The sequence below is a fragment of the Micrococcus sp. HSID17227 genome, assembly GCF_003989405.1.
GTDB classification, from domain to species: Bacteria; Actinomycetota; Actinomycetes; order Actinomycetales; family Micrococcaceae; genus Micrococcus; species Micrococcus luteus.
Genome location: NZ_RBLN01000027.1, coordinates 1 through 16,917, shown reverse-complemented (window position 1 = coordinate 16,917; position 16,917 = coordinate 1). Strand labels below are relative to the sequence as shown.

Below are 16,917 nucleotides of genomic sequence, written 5' to 3'. Positions count from 1 at the left end.
GGCCGGGCGGGCCGCGCAGCCCCACCCCCGCCCATGCCATAACACCACCAGCACACCACCACAAACAACACCACACAACTGATTGCGCCCACACCACAACGCGTGTATGGTTTGACTCAGCGGGAGGCACCCGGCCCCCTGCACCCCTCAAGGAGGACACCGTGAAACGTGCTCGCACCCGTCGCCCCACCACCCGCGCCACCCTGACGGCCCGACTCGACCGCTGCGCTCTCGTCGCCCGGCACGCCTTGTGCGTCGGCTCCGTCCTGATCTTCGTCGCCGCGTTCGGGGGGCTGGCGCCGGTGTACGTGCCCGCGCTGTCCACGCCGGCCCTGATCGCCTTCGCCCTGTGGTGTGCGCTGGTGCTCGCCCTGATGCTCACCACCGCCGCGCGTGTCACCGCGCGCCTGGTGCTCGGCACAACACGTGCCGCGCGCTCGGCCTGGCGCGCTCCGGCCTCCGATCCTCGCTGATTCCGACTCCCTGCCCCGCCTCGCGGCGGGGCAGGGCCATGCCATACGTTCGCCATATCTCCGCCATGCTCAACGTTGCATTCCCGGCTTTCCTTGTGTATGGTTTGACTCAGCAGGAGGCACCAGGCCCCCCGCACCCCTCTAGGAGGACACGATGGATGCTCTGACCGCCCGCACCCCGCTCGATCTGACCGACTACGCCGCCGCCGCCCTGCCGTCCACCCCCGCGGATTCCGTGGTGGCCATCGGCCTGAAGGGCTCGCGGCTGGGGCCGGTGATGCGCCTTGACGATGTCGCCGCCCCCGCCACCATGGCCGGAGTGATCGCCGCCAGCATGCGCCGCGCCGACTGCACGCGCGTCTTCCTGATCGGCTACGGCCCGGAGGACCGCGCCCTGCGCTGGCTCGAGCTGGAGTCCATCCTGACCGGCCACGGTCTGAGCGTGGAGGGGCTGATCCACGTGGACGGGCGCATGTGCACCAACCTGGGCACGGGCGAGGCCGTGGCCTACGCTCCGGGCACCTCCACGCTGGGCCTGCACCTGGCCCTGCTCGACGGTGCGCGGGCCGAGTACCCCACCGCCACCCCGAGCGAGTCGGACGCCCTGACGGAGGCCGTGGCGGCTCACGCGGCCACGCTGACGGACATGCACGCGGACGCTCCGGCGCTGATCGAGGGCATCAACCGCCTACTGAAGGATCAGAACGACGCCGGGGCCGCCGCCGTCGTGCTGGCCACCCTGAACCACCGTGACCCGGAGTACCTGATCGCGGCGCTGGTGGCCTGCACGGCCCCGAACCGGCTGGAGGCGGTGGACTTCACCCGGGGCGCGTTCCCGCACGGTCTGCGCTGGAAGGCGAGCGTGGAGGCCGAGACGGTGCTCAACGCCGCCGTGGCCCTCGGCCCGGGCCACGCCTGCGCCGGGGCGCTGGCGGTGCTGGCCTACGTGGCCTGGATCCGCGGCGCGGGAGCGGTGGCCGATGACCGCCTGAACCTCGCCGAGCGATGCGCCCCGCACCACCCGCACGTGCGCGCCGTGCGCCGGATGACGCGGGCCACGCCCGTGGCCGTCGTGGCCACCGACCCGGCGTGGGCCTGGGGCAAGCACACGAGGGCCACTGAGGGCCGCTGAGCGTGACCGGGGGGCCAGCGCGTAACGCTGGCCCCCCGTCGTCCGTGGAGACGGTGCCCCGACGGTGCACGCCCGCCAGCGTAGCCCGGCCCACGCGTGGGCGGGCGCTGCCCAAATCGCTGTTGACCGCTCGGCCGCGCTTGTGTATGGTTATACACGTCGCGGGGGGCATGAGGCCCCCTGCACCCCGAGCGGCCAGGAGGCCCGACATGGACACCGACCAGACCACCATCTGCACCTCCCAGAACGTGCACATCGGCCAGGAGGTGGTCATCTACCACCGCACCTACCTGGGCAACTGCTCCAGCTCCAACGACGGCGTCGTGACCGCCGTCGATCCCGAGCACCGCACCTACACCGTCAGCTACCAGGACATGCGCGGCCGCCAGGCCTACACCATCTCCGACCAGTGGTACGGGGACGGCTGGGCCTACTGCATGCCCGCCGCCGAGGTGTACGGCGACTGAGCACGACGGGGGCGGCGCGCACGCGCCGCCCCCGTCGTCGCCCCTGGCCGCAAGCGCGGGCGGGTCCCGCGCTCGCTGCCGCGTGGGGACGTGTCGCGGAGATGAGCTGCCGGCTGCATCGAGCTGCTGCCGGCTCCCGAGGACCGCGACACGTCCCCGCCCTTCCTGCGACACGACCGATGGCGCGCCGGCCCGCGCTCGCGGATGATGTTGTGCGCGTGCCATTGACTGTGTATGGTTGGACACGTCGCGGGGGGCATGAGGCCCCCGGCACCCCGACGGCCAAGGAGGCCCCCATGTCCAAGCACATCTATTCCGCCGGCTCCCTGCGCGCAGCCCTGAGCACCGGCTCCCTCGCCGCCCGCGTCTCCCCCCACCGCGGCCCCGTCCACCTGGAGGTGCTCCCGGAGAACGCCCTGCGCGTGATCAGCACCCACGAGGACGCCTACGCCTGCGCCTACGCCGACTCCGACCGCCCGGCCCCCGCCGCGCTCGCGGGCCTGCCGCCGGTGGCGCTGTGCGCCCTGGACGTCTCCCAGCTGATGCGCCACCTGGACGCGCTCCCCCTGCCCGAGACCCCCGTCAACGTCACCGCAACCGCCGACCGCGTCCACGTCGACGTCGTCGACGGCCGCGAGCGCTGGACGTTCGCCAACCTCGCCGCCCCCGGCGTGCCCACTCCCGCCATCCCCCAGGCCCCCGGCCCCGACGTCGAACTGCCCGCCCTGCCCGCGACCCTGGGCCTGCCCGGGCTGCTGATGGACGTGCTGAGCGGCGGCGGCCGCCTCCACGGCACCCGCTACCTGCGCCAGCGGATCCACGGCGTGCCCGGCGCACTGGACCTGATCGGCTGGAGCATCGGCACCTGGGCACACGGACGCGCCTACGTCGCCCCCCTGGACGGCTACACGCCGGCCGCCCGCGATGCCGCCGCCCTGGCCGACCGCGACAGCCTGGCCGCCCTGCCCACCGCCTGACCGGCAGGCCGCGAGCGCGGGAGACCCCGCGCTCGCGGCATCCCGGGGATGTGTCGTGAAGCTGAGCTGCCGGCTGCATCGAGCTGCTGCCGGCTCCCCTGGATCGCGGCACGTCCCCGCCCCCTCCGCGTCACGACCACGGGCGCGTGGACCTGCGCTCGCGGATGATGTTGTGCGCGCGCCGTGGTATGTGTATGGTTGGACACATAGCGGGGGGCGTGAGGCCCCCGGCACCCCGACCAAGGAGGCACCTCCGATGCCTGAGCACCACCTTCTCAACCTCGACTCCCTGCCCTCCGCCTTCGATCCCTGCCCGGAGTGCGGCGACGTGATGTGCCAGCCCGACCCGCGGGGCGAGGACTGCGACGACCGCGCCCGGCGCCGCCAGGCTGTGGCCACTCTGAAGGACCAGCGCCGCCAGGCCCACGCCCTCGCGGCCCCCGCCGCCGCCGCGCGCGCCCGCTACAAGCGCCTGGCCCGCCGCGACGAGCCGCACCCCGACCTGGTCCCGGCCCTGGAGGAGGCCATCCGGCTGAGCTGCCAGCGGCGGGACCTGCTGGAGCGCATCGCCACCGACTCCGAGGCCCTGGCCCGCGCGAACACCGCCCACCCCGAGCACGCCACCCTGGCCAGGAGGGCCGCCGACGACCGCGCCGCCGTGGAGGCCTGCCATGACGTGGACCGCCTGCGCCTGAGCCGCTGACCACCTCGCCAGCCCCCGGCGGCCGCGAGCGCGGGAGACCCCCGAGCTCGCGGCCGCCGGGGGACGTGTCGTGGAGATGAGCTGCCGGCAGCATCGAGCTGCCGCCGGCTGCCGGGCACCGCGACACGTCCCCGCCCTTCCTGTGACACGACCGATGGCGCTCCGGCCCGCGCTCGCGGATGGGGTTGTGCGCGCGTCGGTGTATGTGTATGGTTGGACACGTCGCGGGGGGCATGAGGCCCCCGGCACCCCTTCCAAGGAGGCTCCCGTGAGCATCATCAACAATCCCACCACCACGATCCGATCCCTGCGCCAGGCCCTCCACGCGGCCCTGGCGACGCTGGGCTGGGCCAGCGACCACGCCCGCACGCACGGGCGCGTCTGGTTCGAGCTGACCGATGCCGGCTACCGCCTCACCGTCTGCCGGCCCCGGGAGTGGGCGCGCGCCTACGCTCCCTGCGAGCCGGTCACCCACGGACAGGGCCTGGCCCCGGTGGCCCTGTCCTTCCCGGACGCCCTGCTCCTCAGCCACGAGCTGGACAGCCTGCCCGGGACCTACCCGGCACACCTGGCCATGCATGCCCCCTGCCTGTTCCTGAAGGTGCACAACCCGGACCGCCCCGGCCACGCCTACCGCCATCGCGTCTACCGCACCGCCACCCCCGAGGGGGCCAGCGCCCCCTCGGGCCCGTTCCCCCTGCCGCAGGCGGACCAGCTGATCCCCTCTCCGGCCCCCACGCACGCGGGCACCCTCGCGTCCCTGCTGGGCGCAAGCGCCCACCTGGCCTCCAGCCCCCGCCTCTACACCGTCCCCGGCCAGCCGGCCCTGACGGACTGGAGCATCGGCGACTGGGCCCACGGGCGGCTCTACACGCCCCCGCGCCACCGCACCCGCCCGCGCGACCTGGCCGACGAGCACGCCGGACTCGCCGCCCGGCACGACGCCGCCGTCCTCTACCTGCCCTGATCCCCACCGCACCCCCGGCCCGGCCGCGCGCCCCGCGCACGCGGTCGGGCCAGGGCGGCGCGGGGACGTGTCGCGGACATGACCTGCGGGCTGCAACCCGCTGCTGCCTGCGCTACGGGACCACGACACGTCCCCCCCCTGACACAGCCCCCGTCCCCGCCGGCTTCCCTCCCGTGCGGGGGGACCGCACCTGCCCTGATCCCCACCGCACCCCCGGCCCGGCCGCGCGCCCCGCGCTCGCGGTCGGGCCAGGGCGGGGCGGGGACGTGTCGCGGAGATGAGCTGCCGGCTGCATCGAGCTGCTGCCGGCACTCGAGGACCACGACACGTCCCCGCCCTGACCGCGCCCCCGTCCCCGCCGGCTTCTCTGCCGTGCGGGGGGACATGCGGGGCCGATCGCGGCCTTATCCCCGGTAGATGCCCCCGGGCGCTGACCCCGGCGCCCCTACCGAGATGGAGTCCTCATGCCCACCCCCATCACCGCCCACCACACCGCCGCCGGAACTTGGCTCATCCCCGCGACCCCCGAGGGCCAGGATCTGCTGGACGCTGTCCATGCGGCCGCCCCGCCGACCAGACCGCTCTGGCACGACCTTCTGGCCCTGGTGGTGCCGCTCGTGGCGGCGTTGGCCTGGGTGGTGCTGGTCCCGCCCCCCACCGCCGCGTCCGCCACACCTCACCCTGACTCCGCCGGCCTGGCGATCAGCCAGGTCTTTGGGGCGGTGCTCACGGCCGCAGCTGGTCTGTTGCTGGCCCCTTCCATCCTGCGAGCGCAGGACCGGGCGCGGGCGGGACGGGCCCGCACGAGGCTGGAGGAGTCCGGGCTCGCCGTGGAGGCCCCGCCCGTGCTCTGGGGCCAGACCCTGGAGCGGGAGCATCACTACCGCCAGACGCTCCAGCTCGCCGTCGCCCAAGGCCGCGAGCGCCCGGAGGACCCGCTCTCCCCCGAGCGGATCGACTCCGCTCTGGCGAGCCTGCCCGACGTCGACGGCGTCCCGGCCCTGCGCGTGCTGTGGCACGCCGGGCAGCAAGGCACTGCCGAGGACGTCGCCCGTGCGCTGCTGGAGCGGCGCGCGGCTCAGGAGGCCGCGGCCGCCCGCGCGGCCTGCGCAGCCCAGGAGGTGGGGCGCGCGCAGGCTCTCCACGCGGCCCATGACGCCGCCACCCATTCCCTCTGACCCCACACGCACGCCGCTCACGGATGGTGTTGCATCCGCCTTACTTGATGTGTATGGTTATACACATCGCAGGTGGCACGAGGCCCCCGGCACCCCGACCAAGGAGACCGCCATGGACGACTACTGGGACCAGATCCGCATCACCGAGGCCATGCTGCGCCTGCACGAGCCCACCACCGCCCAGGGCGTTATCGACGTCCTGCACCAGTACGACCCCCACGGTCCCGGCTCTGTCGGCGACGCGTTCTACTCCGGCGCCAACGCCGACCACACCCTCTCCGGCGCGCTGGCCGATGCCGGATGGACCGTGAGCGAGTACGAGGCCCACTACGCCTACACCCTCACCAGCCCCGACGGCCGCGAGCGCCTGCGCTACATCGAGGGCGACGTCTACATCGCCTGACACACCCCGGACGGGCCGCCACCTGGCGGCCCGCCCGACTGGAGGACGAGAAGGCTGAGGACGCCGGCCCGGACGAGGCCCGCGACGCCGCCGATGACGCCTACCTGGAGATCCTCGAGCTGCACCCGGGCCTGCGGGAGATCACCTTCGGCCTGCCGGCGGATCTGGACCCGGCGACCCCGGGCGCGGACATGATCCGGGCTGCCGAGCACTTGCGCGCGCTGGCCCTGCGCCTGCCCGAGTGGGCCATCCACCAGGCCTTCTGCATGCTCCACCGTCGGGCCACGGTCACCGCCACCGCTGCCGGCTTCGAGCTGCACCAGACCCTGGTCGGCGGCGACGACGTCCACGAGGAGACCACCACGACCGCGCGCGACCCGCGCGCCGACGCTGCCGCCCTGCTGGAAGTCCTGGGCCTCTGAGCCGGCCCGCGCTCGCGGGCCGGGATCCTGGGGGGACGTGTCGCGGAGACCTGCTGTGCTTCAGTGTTGCACCCACCCATCCGGACGTGTATGGTTAGACACATCGCAGAGGGCACGAGGCCCCCCGCACCCCGAGGCCAAGGAGGCCCCCGATGTCCCAGCTGCTCTACCGCCCCGCCACCCTCGCCCGCGCGCTCTACGCCGGCTCCCAGGCTGCCCGCGCGGCCGCCACAGACACGGACCCCGACGCCGGCGGCGTGGGCCTGGCCCTCCAGCCCGACGGCTCCCTGCGGATCTACTCCGCGGCAGGGGAGAGCTTCTCCCGCGCCTACGCCGACCCGGCCCCGCGCACGGACACCGGCGACGAGGCCCTGCTCGCAGTGCTCTCGCTCCACGGCACCCAGACCCTGCTGGCCCGCCTGGCCGAACTCGACGACACCTACGAGACCGTGGAGCTGCGCGCCGACGCCGTCGGCGTCTACCTGGTGCGCGACCTCTGGGTCATCTTCGCCTCCGCCAGCAACAAGGCCGACACGCTTTCCCCGGTGGACACGCTCGCCGTTCGTCCGCGCGACATGGCCGGCCCGGTGCCCCCGAGCACCCCGGGCGGCGCCGTCCCCGGCCCCCTGTGGGGGCTCCACGCCGGCCTGTGCCTGGACCTGCTCACGGGCGGGCCGGCCATGGGCCCCGAGGACAGCCTCGACGCCTGGGCCGTCCGCGAGCGCGACGATCTGCTGGCCTGGCACCTGGGCGACTGGGCGCTGGGCCGCACGCACGCCGCCCACGTGAGCCCGCGTGGCTGACCGGCACCCGTCCCCGCCGGCCGCGCGCCGGCGGGGACGGGGGGACGTGTCGCGGAGACGAGCTGCCGGCTGCTTCGAGCTGCCGCCGGCTACCGGGGACCGCGACACGTCCCCGCCCGCTCCGCGTCACCACCAGGGGCGCGCCGATCCGCGCTCGCGGATGATGTTGTGCGGCCGCCGTTGCATGTGTATGGTTGGACACGTCGCAGGGGGCATGAGGCCCCCAGCACCCCTTCCAAGGAGGAGCCCCATGGGCATCATCACCACCGCCGACCACCTGTACCGAGCCCTGGACCTGGCCGCCTGGCCCACCCGCCTGCCCGCCACCCACACCCCCGGCACCCCGACGCCCGCGGTGATCCTGCGCGCCCGCCAGCAGTGCCTGGAGCTGACCGGCTCCGATGGCACCCACACCTCCCGCGCCGGCGCCCGCGCCCTCGACGCCAGCACCGGCCCCCTCGAGTCCGGGGCCATGCTGCGCGCCGACCAGGCCCACCACCTCATCAAGACCCTGCGCGCCCTGCCCGAGCGCACCCTGCACCCGGTGGCCGTGGAGGCCGACGACGAGCTGGTCTACCTCCACCTGGCCGACTCGACCCTGCGCCTGCCCAACATCGCCGCCACCGTCCGCCCGCCCGTGGTGGACTCCGCTCTGATCGACCCGGACGCGCTGATCGCCTGCCGATGCCTGGACACCCACGTCCCCGCCGGAGTCCTCGCCGAGCTGACCCGCACCGCCCACCGTCACCGCCGCCTCGGTCCCCTGCGCCTGCTCGCCGGCGGCCGCCCCGGCTACCTCGGATGGGACCTCAGCGGCTGGGCCCACGGCATGATGCGCCAGGACCCCGCCGAGGCCGTCAGCACCCACCAGCCACCCTTCCATCTGCCCGAGTCCATCCTGAACCCCGCCCGCTGACCCCTACCGGCCCGCGAGCGTGCGCCGCGGCGACCACGCCTACACGGCGGCCCAGCAGTAGCAGGCACTGCGTGAGGAGCCGCGCGGCCGCCGCGCCGTGGAGGTCCTCACCCAGCTGCACCCCGAGCTGGTCGCGGCCCTGGACAGGGTCGCCCACCACGAGCTCGGTACCGCCCTGGGCTGACCCCCCACCCGCGAGCGCGGGGCCCACCCTGGCCCCGCGCTCGCGGCACCCCGGGGACGTGTCGCGGAGATGCAGGGCCGGCTGCATCCGTCGCACAGCCGGCGGCTGATGCGATGCAGGGTGTTGCAAATCCGCCCGCATATGTGTATGGTTAGACACACCAGCAGGGATCACCCGGATCCCCGCACCCCATAGAAGGGACAGCCATCATGGCCAACGCAATCCTGATCACCCCCACCGGCGACGTCACCGAGGAGCAGGTCAACGGCCTGAAGGACTTCCAGCAGCACGTCGGCGGCTACGTGGAGGCCCTGTCCTCCGACGATGGCGACCACACCATCTGGCTCAACGAGGAGGGCAAGATCGCCGGCCTGCCGGTCAACTCCAAGGGTCACCGGATCGTCCACGAGCTGACCATCCTCGCCCCGGACGACGTCATCGTCGGCCCGGTGCTGATCACCGGCGACCTGGCCGACGACGGGGAGACCTACCTGCCCCCCACCAAGGCTCTGCGCGAGCGGCTCGGCCTCGACGACTGAGCCCCACGGGCGGGCGGGCCCCGCGGCCCGCCCGCCCCGGCCGCACCGGGGCCACCCACGAATCCCACGCCCCTGTTGCTCCGTCCCTCTTGCGCGTGTATGGTTATACACATCAGCAGGGGTTATCCGGACCCCCGCACCCCCGACGAAAGGGACTCCGATGACCAAGGCCACGATGATCCACCCCGACGGCACCACCGCCGACGTCGAGCTCCACACCATCCCCGCTGACGTCGACCGCCTGCTGGGCGCCACCGCTGAGATCTACAACCCCGGCGACTACGACGGCATGGACGGCGACTGGTCGCTCTGGGCCGACGCCCGCCACAGTTCCTCCCGCCCGTTCAACTCCACGGCCACCGAGATGATCCACGACGCCGGCTTCGACGCCCGCGAGATCATCACCGGCCCCGTCCTGGTGATCCGCTGATCCTCCCCCGCCCTCCCGCCACACCGGCGGGAGGGCGGGCAGGATGACCATCACGACCTCCACGCCCCCAGGAGACCCCATGCCCCTGAACGCCCGCTCCCGCATCCCGATCACCCCCCACGGCTCCGAAGAGTCCTTCGAGGGCACCGTCGGCGGCCTGATCCGCCACGGCCGCCACGCCGACCCGTCCGCGATCACCGCGCTGGAGCAGTCCCTGCACCGCGCCTGCCGCCTCCCCGACACCGGCGACGTCCGCGAGGCGAGCCTGGAGCACAACCTCGCGGTCCTCACCGCGGCCGACCTCGAGCGCTTGGAGCCCGGGGCCACCATCACCATCCTGGACGCCTGATCCGCCCCGCACCGAAGGAGACCCCCTGATGCGCACCCGCCCCCTGATCCTGCTCCCCCTGGCCCTGGCCGGCCTCGCCCTCCAGGGGTGCACCGCCACACCTGTTCCTGCCCCGTCGACGAGCGCGAGCGCGGCCCCTACGGCAGCCGCGAGCAGCACCACGGCACCCACTGCGGCCGCCAGCTCGGCCACCCCCACGACACGTCCCTCCAGCTCGGCCCCCGCCAAGCCCGTGGACGTGCAGATCCGCATCCAGTGGATCCCCCGCGACGGCACCACCACCACGGCAGCCCGCGGCGGCGTGAACCTCTTCGTGGGCGGCACCGGCGCGGACACCCACACCAACGAGACCATCCCCGCCGAGCCCGCCGGCACCACCCCCCTGACCCTGCGCACCCAGGCCAAGCCCGGTGAAAAGATCCAGGTGATCGCCAACGTCCCGCAGCTGCCCGCCGCCGGCGACCTGCACTGCGAGATCATCGCCGACGGCACCACCGCCCCCCTGGACGCCCAGACCGGCGACCCCAAGGGCATGCCCATGGTCCAGTGCGAGGCCACCGTCCCCGAGCCCACCAGCTGAGCATCCCGCGGACACCGCGACACGTCCCCGCAGCACCTCCACGACACCCGCAGCTGTCACGAGCACTGGCTGGCGTCTAGGAAGAACCGGGGACCAGCCCAGATCCCTACGACAGCTCAACCCAGGAGCCGTGAATGCCCCTGGGAGTCTGGCTCATCCCTGCGCGGGCGGAGCTTCCCGGTATTCGATCCGATTCAAGGCCGCCATCTGGGGCTCATCCCTGCGTGCACGGGGTCGCCCAGGTCCACGAGGGCGAGCGCAACACGTTCGTGGGCTCATCCCTGCGTGCGCGGGGCTTCCCTGTTCCACCCTCTAACGGGGGAGGGGTGCAAGGGCTCATCCCTGCGTGCGTGGGGCTTCCGCTTGGGCGAGCTGCATGATCTGGCTGACGTAGGGCTCATCCCTGCGTGCGCGGGGCTTCCCCGGTGAGCGAGTGTTTGTTCCCCTGTTCCCCTGGGCTCATCCCTGCGTGCGCGGGGCTTCCACTACCTGGCTAGGGCGGATGCTCCGCGCTCTGCGCTTTCCCCTTCGGTTGAGGGGGGTTGGGATGACCAGCCAGTTGCCCGGCTGGACATGCCCACACCCTGGGGTGCGGGCTTGACGCTTCCACGCCCCTGCCCCGCGGCCCCGCCAGATGGCGGGCCCGAGACAGCAGCTCCACGTCCGTTTCGACTCTCCCGACGGCCTCGGGCGAGCCCGACCCCTGCTCCACGCTCCTCCTGCACAGCCCACGCCCGGATGTTGATCGCGGCGTTCACGTCGCGGTCGATCACCAGGTGGCAGGCCTCGCACTCGAAGGTCCGCTCGGCCAGGGACAGCGTGGATTTGACTGTCCCGCAGCGCGAGCACGCCTTCGAGGAGGGCGCGAATCGGTCGATCATCTTCACCTGGGACCCTGCCCAGGAGGTCTTGTAGTCCAGCTGCCGGCGCAGCATCCCCAGCCCGGCATCCAGGATCGCCCGGTTCAACCCGGACTTGGCGGCCACGTTCCTACCCGGCGCCTCGAGCGTCCCGCGAGCCGAACGGGTCATCCCCGCCACGTTCAGGTCCTCCAGGGCGACCACCGCGAAGTCCATCGCCAGTCTCGTGGACACCTGATGCAGCAGCCCCGCCCGACGTAGGGCGATCCCGTGATGGAGTGCCGCGATCTGCCGGCGCACGCGCTCGCGGCGGTTCGAGCCGGGCTGGGTGCGGGCGTAGGCACGCTGGAGGCGGGTCAGGCGGGCGGCCTGGCGGGCACCGGGACGGCCGTTGTCGATGACCTCGCCGGTGGAGAGGGCGGCCAGGTGCTTGACGCCCAGGTCCACGCCGACGGCGTCGTTGGCGCGCTGGCGACGGTTGGGCCCGGTCCGGATGGGGGTGGGGTCGGCAACGAGGATCGAGGCGTACCACCGTCCGCCGGCCTGGGAGATGGTCATGGACCGGATCTGGGCGCCGCGGCGGCAGGCGCGGACCAGGCGGCTGGTCTTGTCGTAGGTGCGGATGGTCCCCAGGGAGGCCAGGCGCAGGTGCCGGTGGTCGGTGATCACCCCGCGGCGGGGCTCGCCGCGCTTGTAGGGGGTGCCCGCGGCGCCGATGACCTCGGGGGCGGGGATGGTGAAGCTGTCCCGGGACCGGCCCTTCTTCTTGAACCGCGGCAGGCCGACGCGCGCGCCGGCGCGCGTGCCGGAGGCGGAGGCCATCCAGTTCTCGGTGGCCTTCGCGGCGTTCTGGAGGCCGGAGACCAGGACGCGGCGGGGCACGGTGTGCATCCAGGGCTCGGCGTATCGCTCGTCGGTCCATGCTTCGGCCGGGTCGGCGCCTGCGGCGATCGCGGCGGCGGCCTCGCGGTGGCGGCGGATCAGCGGGGTCAGGTGGGTCGTGGAGTACGACTGGTAGCTGGCCACGCGGAGGGTGGGGTCGGCGGCGCGCTCGGCCTTCATGCGTGCGGCCAGCTCGGGGCCGGCCAGCCCGGTCTCGGCCAGCTCGGTGCGACGGGCGGCACTGGCGGCCAGGGCGGCCCGGTTGTGGGCGGTGAGCATGTTGTAGGCGACGCGCGCGGCGCCGGCGTACTGGGCCAGCAGGGTGGCCTGGGCGGGGTTGGGGTCCAGGCGGTGCTTGAACGCGCGCAGCCTCGGGACCAGGTCGGTACCCGTGGTAGTCGTCATCGCTCGCACCTCCTCCTGCGCCAGCATCGTCCATCCGTTCAGTGGCATGGTCACCCACCCCCCGGACACGTTACGGCCTCGCTCACCCAGACGGGCAGGAGGCCAACACCCTGCGCATCGCCGCGCGCTCGCGCTCGGTGACGCTCAGCCCCCACTTGGCCTTCACCACCACCTGGTGCTCCACGAGCTCACATCGGCCCGCAACGGTGTCCGGCAGCCAGTCCGCCGCGGTCGCATCCGACTTCGAGGTGTTCGCCGGCCCATCCACGGCCAGCAGATTCGCCGGGTCGTTGGCGAACGCCGTGCGCTGGGACTCGTCCCACGCCCACGCCCCGGAGGCCCAGGCATCGGCAAGGGAGACCGTGTGGTCGATATGCACGGCCTGGGAGTCCTGGGAGGAGAAGGGGATCGTAGCGCCGCTGTAGGGGTCCACGAGCTGGCCGGAGAGCACCTTGCACCCCTGCGTGCCGGGCTTGATCTGCACCTGTGTCAGGTCGCGCCGCAGCACGTCGTTGCGGGTGTCACAGCCGTTGCGGTCCACGTCCGCCCAGCGCTGGCCGAATGCGTCTCGCGTGTAGGCGCTGGCCGGTGCCGCGGAGGTCAGGGCCAGCTGCTCGAGCTGGCCCCCGACCGGGCCGGCCGCCGGCGTCGGGGACGTGTCGCCGAGTGAGGGCAGCTCCACTCCGCTGGGCAACGCCACCTTGGGAAGCTTCACCTCTGGCACCTGGACCCCCTGCACATGTCCACCCCCGACGGCGCCAACCACACCCAGAGCGGCCACCACGGCGACGACGCTCGAGACCCATCGACGCACGCTCACGAGCCCGCCCCCTCACCCTCCTGCGGAGTGGGCACAGCCTCGATCACGGCGTGCAGCCCATGGCTCACCCGCAGCCGGCGCGCGGCCTCGGCGGTAGCCGCCCGGTGCAGCTCCACGGGAATCACCTCGATGCCATCACCCATGTCCGGCTCCTCCATCTCCGGCAACCACCTGTAGAAGGAACCGCGGGAAGCGTAGGTCAACATCAGCGCGGCACCGGCCTGCTCATGCACGCGCAAGGTCTCGGCGATCAGCTCCTCCACGAGGCGCTCGCGGTAGTCCTCCAGGCGGGTCATGGCCGAGTCGATCCAGGACCAGTCCCGCGGCGGGTTCTTGCCGAACTCCCAGCGGGTGATGCTCTTCTCCGCGACACCCAGGGTGTCGGCGAGGGCGTCGCGGGACAGACCGAGGGCCTCTCGGCGGCACTTCAGCTCGATAGCGTTCATGGCTCAGCCCTCCGCCTTCTGGTCGGCCGGCTCGTCCTGGTCGGTCACGCCGTACTCCTGACGCAGGGCCTCCTCCTCGAGGCGCAGGCGAGTGATGGCCTTCATCAGGGGCTCGCGACGGGTGTGCAGCTCGTTGTTGGCGGCGTCCTCCCAGCTGTCCAGGGTCCAGCCGGCGCCCTGGATCTTGCTGACCATGACGGCGTCGGGGGCGCGCAGGTCGTTCTTGATGCGGGTCCAGGTGGAGGGCGAGGTGAAGCCGGCTTGCCGAGCCATCTCGTTGACGGAGTAGTAGAAGGTGGTCATGGGGGTGCTCTCTCAATCTGGAGGCGACAGAATCACCTCACGTAGGTCTAGCGATACACGTCAAACCATACGCGTCATTCCATACCCCCGCAACCCTTATCCACAACCTTCCCCCCGTCACCACTGCCCCTGCTACGGTTTGCACAGGTCGAACGTGAGCCCATCCCGTAGGGCCTGCGACTTAGAAGCCCTCCTGGCCATCCCCCCTCCGCGCCGGGAGGGCTTCGCTCTGCCTGGCGCCCAGAAGGGACATCACGGCCGCGCGACGGCCTTATCCACGGTGAAGGACACCCGCGGATCGGAGGAGCCATGAGTATCGAGGTCGAGCACCTGGAGGCCGCCCTGGCCGAGGCCAGCGAGGTGGTGACCGACAGCGAGCGCGCACATGCGAGCACCGCAGCCTGCCATTGGTGGCACTGCTGCCAGGTGCTACAGCGGTTCATCGACACCCCGGACGCCTTCCCGCCTGTGGCGCCGATCGCCTAGACTCGACCCCAGAAGCGCCCCGCTTTCCCGTTGATCTGACAGTCGCAGGAACCTCGCGGGGCGCTTTCGCGCGCCCAGAGCTTGTTGCCCTCCACCTGCCAGCCCACCTAGTATGTTGACGTCAGATCAACGTAAGGGTGGAGGTGTCCCTGATGATCCAGGTGTCCTGGCAAGGGCGGATGACCACGTCCCTGCCGTCCACAGATTCCGAGGTGGCCCGCTGGGTCGCCCACGACCGTCCCGAGATGGTGCGCGCCCAGACCGCCGACGGCACCGCCTACCGGCCCGACGCCGCTCAGGTCCTCGCGTTCATGCAAGCCCAGGCCCACCTGGCCCAGATGCTGCGCTTCCAGTACGCCGCCGCCCACGGGCTGGTGCCCGCGCACGCAGGCGCCGTGCTGACCGCGCCCTAGGGCGTGTTGCTAAAGGATTCGGGGACGTGGATGCGCGAGTCTGGGGTCATGTCGCGTGATGTCATCTCGGACGAGGTCTGGGCCGTGATCGGCCCGCTGTTCCCTGCCCCGAAGTCCACCGGTCGGCCCCCGGTGGATCGGCGCGCGGTGGTCGAGGCCACCGCGTGGCGCTTCCGCACGGGGGCGCCGTGGCGGGATCTGCCCGAGCGGTTCGGGAACTGGAACACGATCTACAAGAACTTCAACCGGTGGGCCGCCCAAGGCGTGTGGGAGCAGGTGCTCGAGCGTACTCAGTCGATGGCACAGCAGGCTGGCGAGCTGGATTGGGTGGCTTCGATCGATTCCACGATCGTGCGCGTCCACCAGCACGGGGCGACCCTGCCCCGCCCCACAGGGGGCCTGGATGAACTACAAGAAATCCGGGGACGAGCCGGCTGACCATGCCATCGGACGCTCCCGTGGCGGTCTGACGACGAAGAATCATCTGGTCTGTGATGGCAAGGGCAGGGTGCTGGCGTTCGTGGTGACCGGCGGGCAGGTGGCGGACACCTCGATGCTGGCCACCACGCTGGAGCAGATCAGCGTTGCCGGGGCCCGTGGGCGGCCCCGGATACGGCCTGACCGCCTGATTGCAGACAAGGGCTACCCCTCGAAGGCGAACCGGGCCTGGCTGCGCCGGCATGGCATCGCGGCCACGATCCCCGAGCGGGCCGATCAGATCACGCACCGGCGCCGCCGCCCAGGAAGACCGATCGACTTCGGTGAAGACCAGCGCCAGCGCTACCGGGGACGCAACGTCGTAGAGCGGTGCTTCAACCGGCTCAAGCAGTGGCGAGGGATCGCGATGCGCTCGGACAAGTACGCCCGGAACTATCACGCCGGGCTCTGCCTCGCCGCGACACTGCATTGGCTGACTACTATCCTTTAGCAACACGCCCTAGTTGTAGGAGGGCATGACGTTGTTGACTCGGGCCGGTGCCAACGAGGCCGGAGGGGCGTCCCCGCAGGAGGTATGAGGCCGATGGTAGTTGTAGTGGTTCACCCACACGGCCAGCGCCTCACGCCGAGCTTGCTCTGAGGTATACGGGCGGGCGTAGAGGACCTCATCGACCATCAGCCGGTTGTACCGCTCGACCTTCCCGTTATGGCGCGGGGTGTAGGGTCGGATCCGGTGATGCCGGCCCCCGAGCGAGACCACCTTGGCGGTGAAGTCCACGGCCCGGTAGTTGTTCCCGTTGTCCGTGACCACCCGGTCCACGGTGATGCCGTGGGCGGCGAAGAACGCGCGGGCCCGGCAGAAGAACCCGATCGTGGTCACCGCCTTCTCATCCTCCAACGCCTCGGTGTACGCCAGGCGGGTGTACCCGTCGATCGCCGAGTGCAGGTAGGTGTACCCGACCCGCCGGCCGGCACCACGCTTGGAAGCACGGCCTGCTTCACTTTCACGTCCGTGAGCACGCCAGCCGCCCCCGTCAGGGATCTTCCCGATCTTCTTCACGTCCAGGTGCACCATGTGCCCCGGGCCGCGGGCGGTGATCTTCTGGGGTCGTTGGCGCAGGTCCTCACCCGTGGGCGCGAGGTCTGGCAACCGGGAGATGCCCAGTCGGTGCAGCCACCTGCCCACAGTGCGCAGGCACAGCTGGTGGCCTTCAGAGACGAGGTGGTGATGGATGCGGCGGGCTGACCACTTCTCCCTGCGACGCAGGGTCTGGATCTGGGCCACCACCTCGGGGTCGAGCTGGGCAGGTGAACGGCGCGGACGGCTGGGCCGGTCGAGCA

General features: G+C 72.2%; 22 protein-coding genes, 1 pseudogene and 1 CRISPR repeat array. Of the genes and pseudogenes, 18 read left to right on the top strand and 5 right to left on the bottom strand.

Going from position 1 to position 16,917, the window contains the following annotated elements; genetic code table 11:
* Nucleotides 1-161: 161 nt before the first annotated feature.
* From D8M29_RS03130 to D8M29_RS03060, 15 genes are all read left to right on the top strand, one after another.
* Nucleotides 162-473 (top strand): hypothetical protein, encoded by a 312-nt coding sequence (locus D8M29_RS03130; protein ID WP_087114593.1) that lies wholly within the window; start codon nucleotides 162-164, stop codon nucleotides 471-473.
* A 154-nt stretch (nucleotides 474-627) separates the two neighbouring features.
* Complete coding sequence (locus tag D8M29_RS03125) at nucleotides 628-1,605, top strand: DUF4192 family protein (RefSeq protein WP_087114594.1); 978 nt, start codon at nucleotides 628-630, stop codon at nucleotides 1,603-1,605.
* Nucleotides 1,606-1,814: 209 nt separating this feature from the next.
* Nucleotides 1,815-2,072, top strand: a complete 258-nt coding sequence (locus D8M29_RS03120; RefSeq protein ID WP_087114595.1) for a hypothetical protein — start codon at nucleotides 1,815-1,817, stop codon at nucleotides 2,070-2,072.
* A gap of 296 nt (nucleotides 2,073-2,368) precedes the next feature.
* Nucleotides 2,369-3,049 carry a hypothetical protein gene (locus D8M29_RS03115; protein ID WP_087114596.1) on the top strand — a complete coding sequence of 227 codons (681 nt, stop codon included), beginning with the start codon at nucleotides 2,369-2,371 and terminating at the stop codon, nucleotides 3,047-3,049.
* A gap of 256 nt (nucleotides 3,050-3,305) precedes the next feature.
* On the top strand, nucleotides 3,306-3,752 hold the full coding sequence (locus D8M29_RS03110) for a hypothetical protein (RefSeq protein ID WP_087114597.1): 447 nt from the start codon (nucleotides 3,306-3,308) through the stop codon (nucleotides 3,750-3,752).
* 268 nt (nucleotides 3,753-4,020) lie between these two features.
* Nucleotides 4,021-4,719, top strand: coding sequence for a hypothetical protein (locus D8M29_RS03105; protein WP_087114598.1), 699 nt, complete (start codon nucleotides 4,021-4,023; stop codon nucleotides 4,717-4,719).
* 464 nt (nucleotides 4,720-5,183) lie between these two features.
* Nucleotides 5,184-5,897, top strand: a complete 714-nt coding sequence (locus tag D8M29_RS03100) for a hypothetical protein (protein ID WP_087113804.1) — start codon at nucleotides 5,184-5,186, stop codon at nucleotides 5,895-5,897.
* A 112-nt stretch (nucleotides 5,898-6,009) separates the two neighbouring features.
* Nucleotides 6,010-6,300, top strand: coding sequence for a hypothetical protein (locus D8M29_RS03095; protein WP_087113805.1), 291 nt, complete (start codon nucleotides 6,010-6,012; stop codon nucleotides 6,298-6,300).
* 191 nt (nucleotides 6,301-6,491) lie between these two features.
* Nucleotides 6,492-6,722: a hypothetical protein gene (locus D8M29_RS03090; protein WP_087113807.1), complete on the top strand. Its 231-nt coding sequence runs from the start codon at nucleotides 6,492-6,494 to the stop codon at nucleotides 6,720-6,722.
* A gap of 152 nt (nucleotides 6,723-6,874) precedes the next feature.
* Complete coding sequence (locus D8M29_RS03085; RefSeq protein WP_127435108.1) at nucleotides 6,875-7,525, top strand: hypothetical protein; 651 nt, start codon at nucleotides 6,875-6,877, stop codon at nucleotides 7,523-7,525.
* A gap of 250 nt (nucleotides 7,526-7,775) precedes the next feature.
* Complete coding sequence (locus D8M29_RS03080) at nucleotides 7,776-8,441, top strand: hypothetical protein (RefSeq protein ID WP_119218023.1); 666 nt, start codon at nucleotides 7,776-7,778, stop codon at nucleotides 8,439-8,441.
* 393 nt (nucleotides 8,442-8,834) lie between these two features.
* Nucleotides 8,835-9,164: a DUF3846 domain-containing protein gene (locus tag D8M29_RS03075; RefSeq protein WP_127435107.1), complete on the top strand. Its 330-nt coding sequence runs from the start codon at nucleotides 8,835-8,837 to the stop codon at nucleotides 9,162-9,164.
* Nucleotides 9,165-9,324: 160 nt separating this feature from the next.
* The gene (locus D8M29_RS03070) at nucleotides 9,325-9,594 is read left to right on the top strand and encodes a hypothetical protein (RefSeq protein ID WP_119218021.1); all 270 of its coding nucleotides are present in this window, start codon (nucleotides 9,325-9,327) and stop codon (nucleotides 9,592-9,594) included.
* A gap of 79 nt (nucleotides 9,595-9,673) precedes the next feature.
* Nucleotides 9,674-9,943, top strand: a complete 270-nt coding sequence (locus D8M29_RS03065) for a hypothetical protein (RefSeq protein ID WP_119218020.1) — start codon at nucleotides 9,674-9,676, stop codon at nucleotides 9,941-9,943.
* Between the two features lie 28 nt (nucleotides 9,944-9,971).
* Nucleotides 9,972-10,523, top strand: coding sequence for a hypothetical protein (locus D8M29_RS03060; protein WP_127435106.1), 552 nt, complete (start codon nucleotides 9,972-9,974; stop codon nucleotides 10,521-10,523).
* A 149-nt stretch (nucleotides 10,524-10,672) separates the two neighbouring features.
* A CRISPR array of direct repeats spans nucleotides 10,673-11,007; the repeat unit is 29 nt; unit sequence GGGCTCATCCCTGCGTGCGCGGGGCTTCC.
* Nucleotide 11,008: 1 nt separating this feature from the next.
* Here the strand turns inward: D8M29_RS03060 and D8M29_RS03055 are convergent.
* From D8M29_RS03055 to D8M29_RS03040, 4 genes are all read right to left on the bottom strand, one after another.
* Nucleotides 11,009-12,670, bottom strand: a complete 1,662-nt coding sequence (locus D8M29_RS03055) for an RNA-guided endonuclease TnpB family protein (RefSeq protein WP_161972203.1) — start codon at nucleotides 12,668-12,670, stop codon at nucleotides 11,009-11,011.
* A gap of 82 nt (nucleotides 12,671-12,752) precedes the next feature.
* Nucleotides 12,753-13,385 carry an HNH endonuclease family protein gene (locus tag D8M29_RS03050; RefSeq protein ID WP_238692754.1) on the bottom strand — a complete coding sequence of 211 codons (633 nt, stop codon included), beginning with the start codon at nucleotides 13,383-13,385 and terminating at the stop codon, nucleotides 12,753-12,755.
* Between the two features lie 101 nt (nucleotides 13,386-13,486).
* Nucleotides 13,487-13,936 carry a helix-turn-helix transcriptional regulator gene (locus tag D8M29_RS03045; RefSeq protein ID WP_119218018.1) on the bottom strand — a complete coding sequence of 150 codons (450 nt, stop codon included), beginning with the start codon at nucleotides 13,934-13,936 and terminating at the stop codon, nucleotides 13,487-13,489.
* A gap of 3 nt (nucleotides 13,937-13,939) precedes the next feature.
* Nucleotides 13,940-14,239: a hypothetical protein gene (locus D8M29_RS03040; RefSeq protein WP_031943823.1), complete on the bottom strand. Its 300-nt coding sequence runs from the start codon at nucleotides 14,237-14,239 to the stop codon at nucleotides 13,940-13,942.
* 309 nt (nucleotides 14,240-14,548) lie between these two features.
* Here D8M29_RS03040 and D8M29_RS13500 point away from each other — a divergent pair, with 309 nt between their 5' ends.
* The 3 genes and pseudogenes from D8M29_RS13500 to D8M29_RS03030 all read left to right on the top strand — a co-directional run bounded on the left by D8M29_RS13500 (nucleotide 14,549) and on the right by D8M29_RS03030 (nucleotide 16,066).
* Nucleotides 14,549-14,725 (top strand): hypothetical protein, encoded by a 177-nt coding sequence (locus D8M29_RS13500; protein WP_153239426.1) that lies wholly within the window; start codon nucleotides 14,549-14,551, stop codon nucleotides 14,723-14,725.
* Nucleotides 14,726-14,877: 152 nt separating this feature from the next.
* Nucleotides 14,878-15,138, top strand: a complete 261-nt coding sequence (locus tag D8M29_RS03035) for a hypothetical protein (protein WP_127435104.1) — start codon at nucleotides 14,878-14,880, stop codon at nucleotides 15,136-15,138.
* A 30-nt stretch (nucleotides 15,139-15,168) separates the two neighbouring features.
* Nucleotides 15,169-16,066 (top strand): annotated as a pseudogene (locus tag D8M29_RS03030) (IS5 family transposase).
* A gap of 9 nt (nucleotides 16,067-16,075) precedes the next feature.
* Here the strand turns inward: D8M29_RS03030 and D8M29_RS03025 are convergent.
* The coding region (locus tag D8M29_RS03025; RefSeq protein ID WP_127435103.1) for an IS481 family transposase at nucleotides 16,076-16,917 on the bottom strand (842 nt) is incomplete at its 5' end.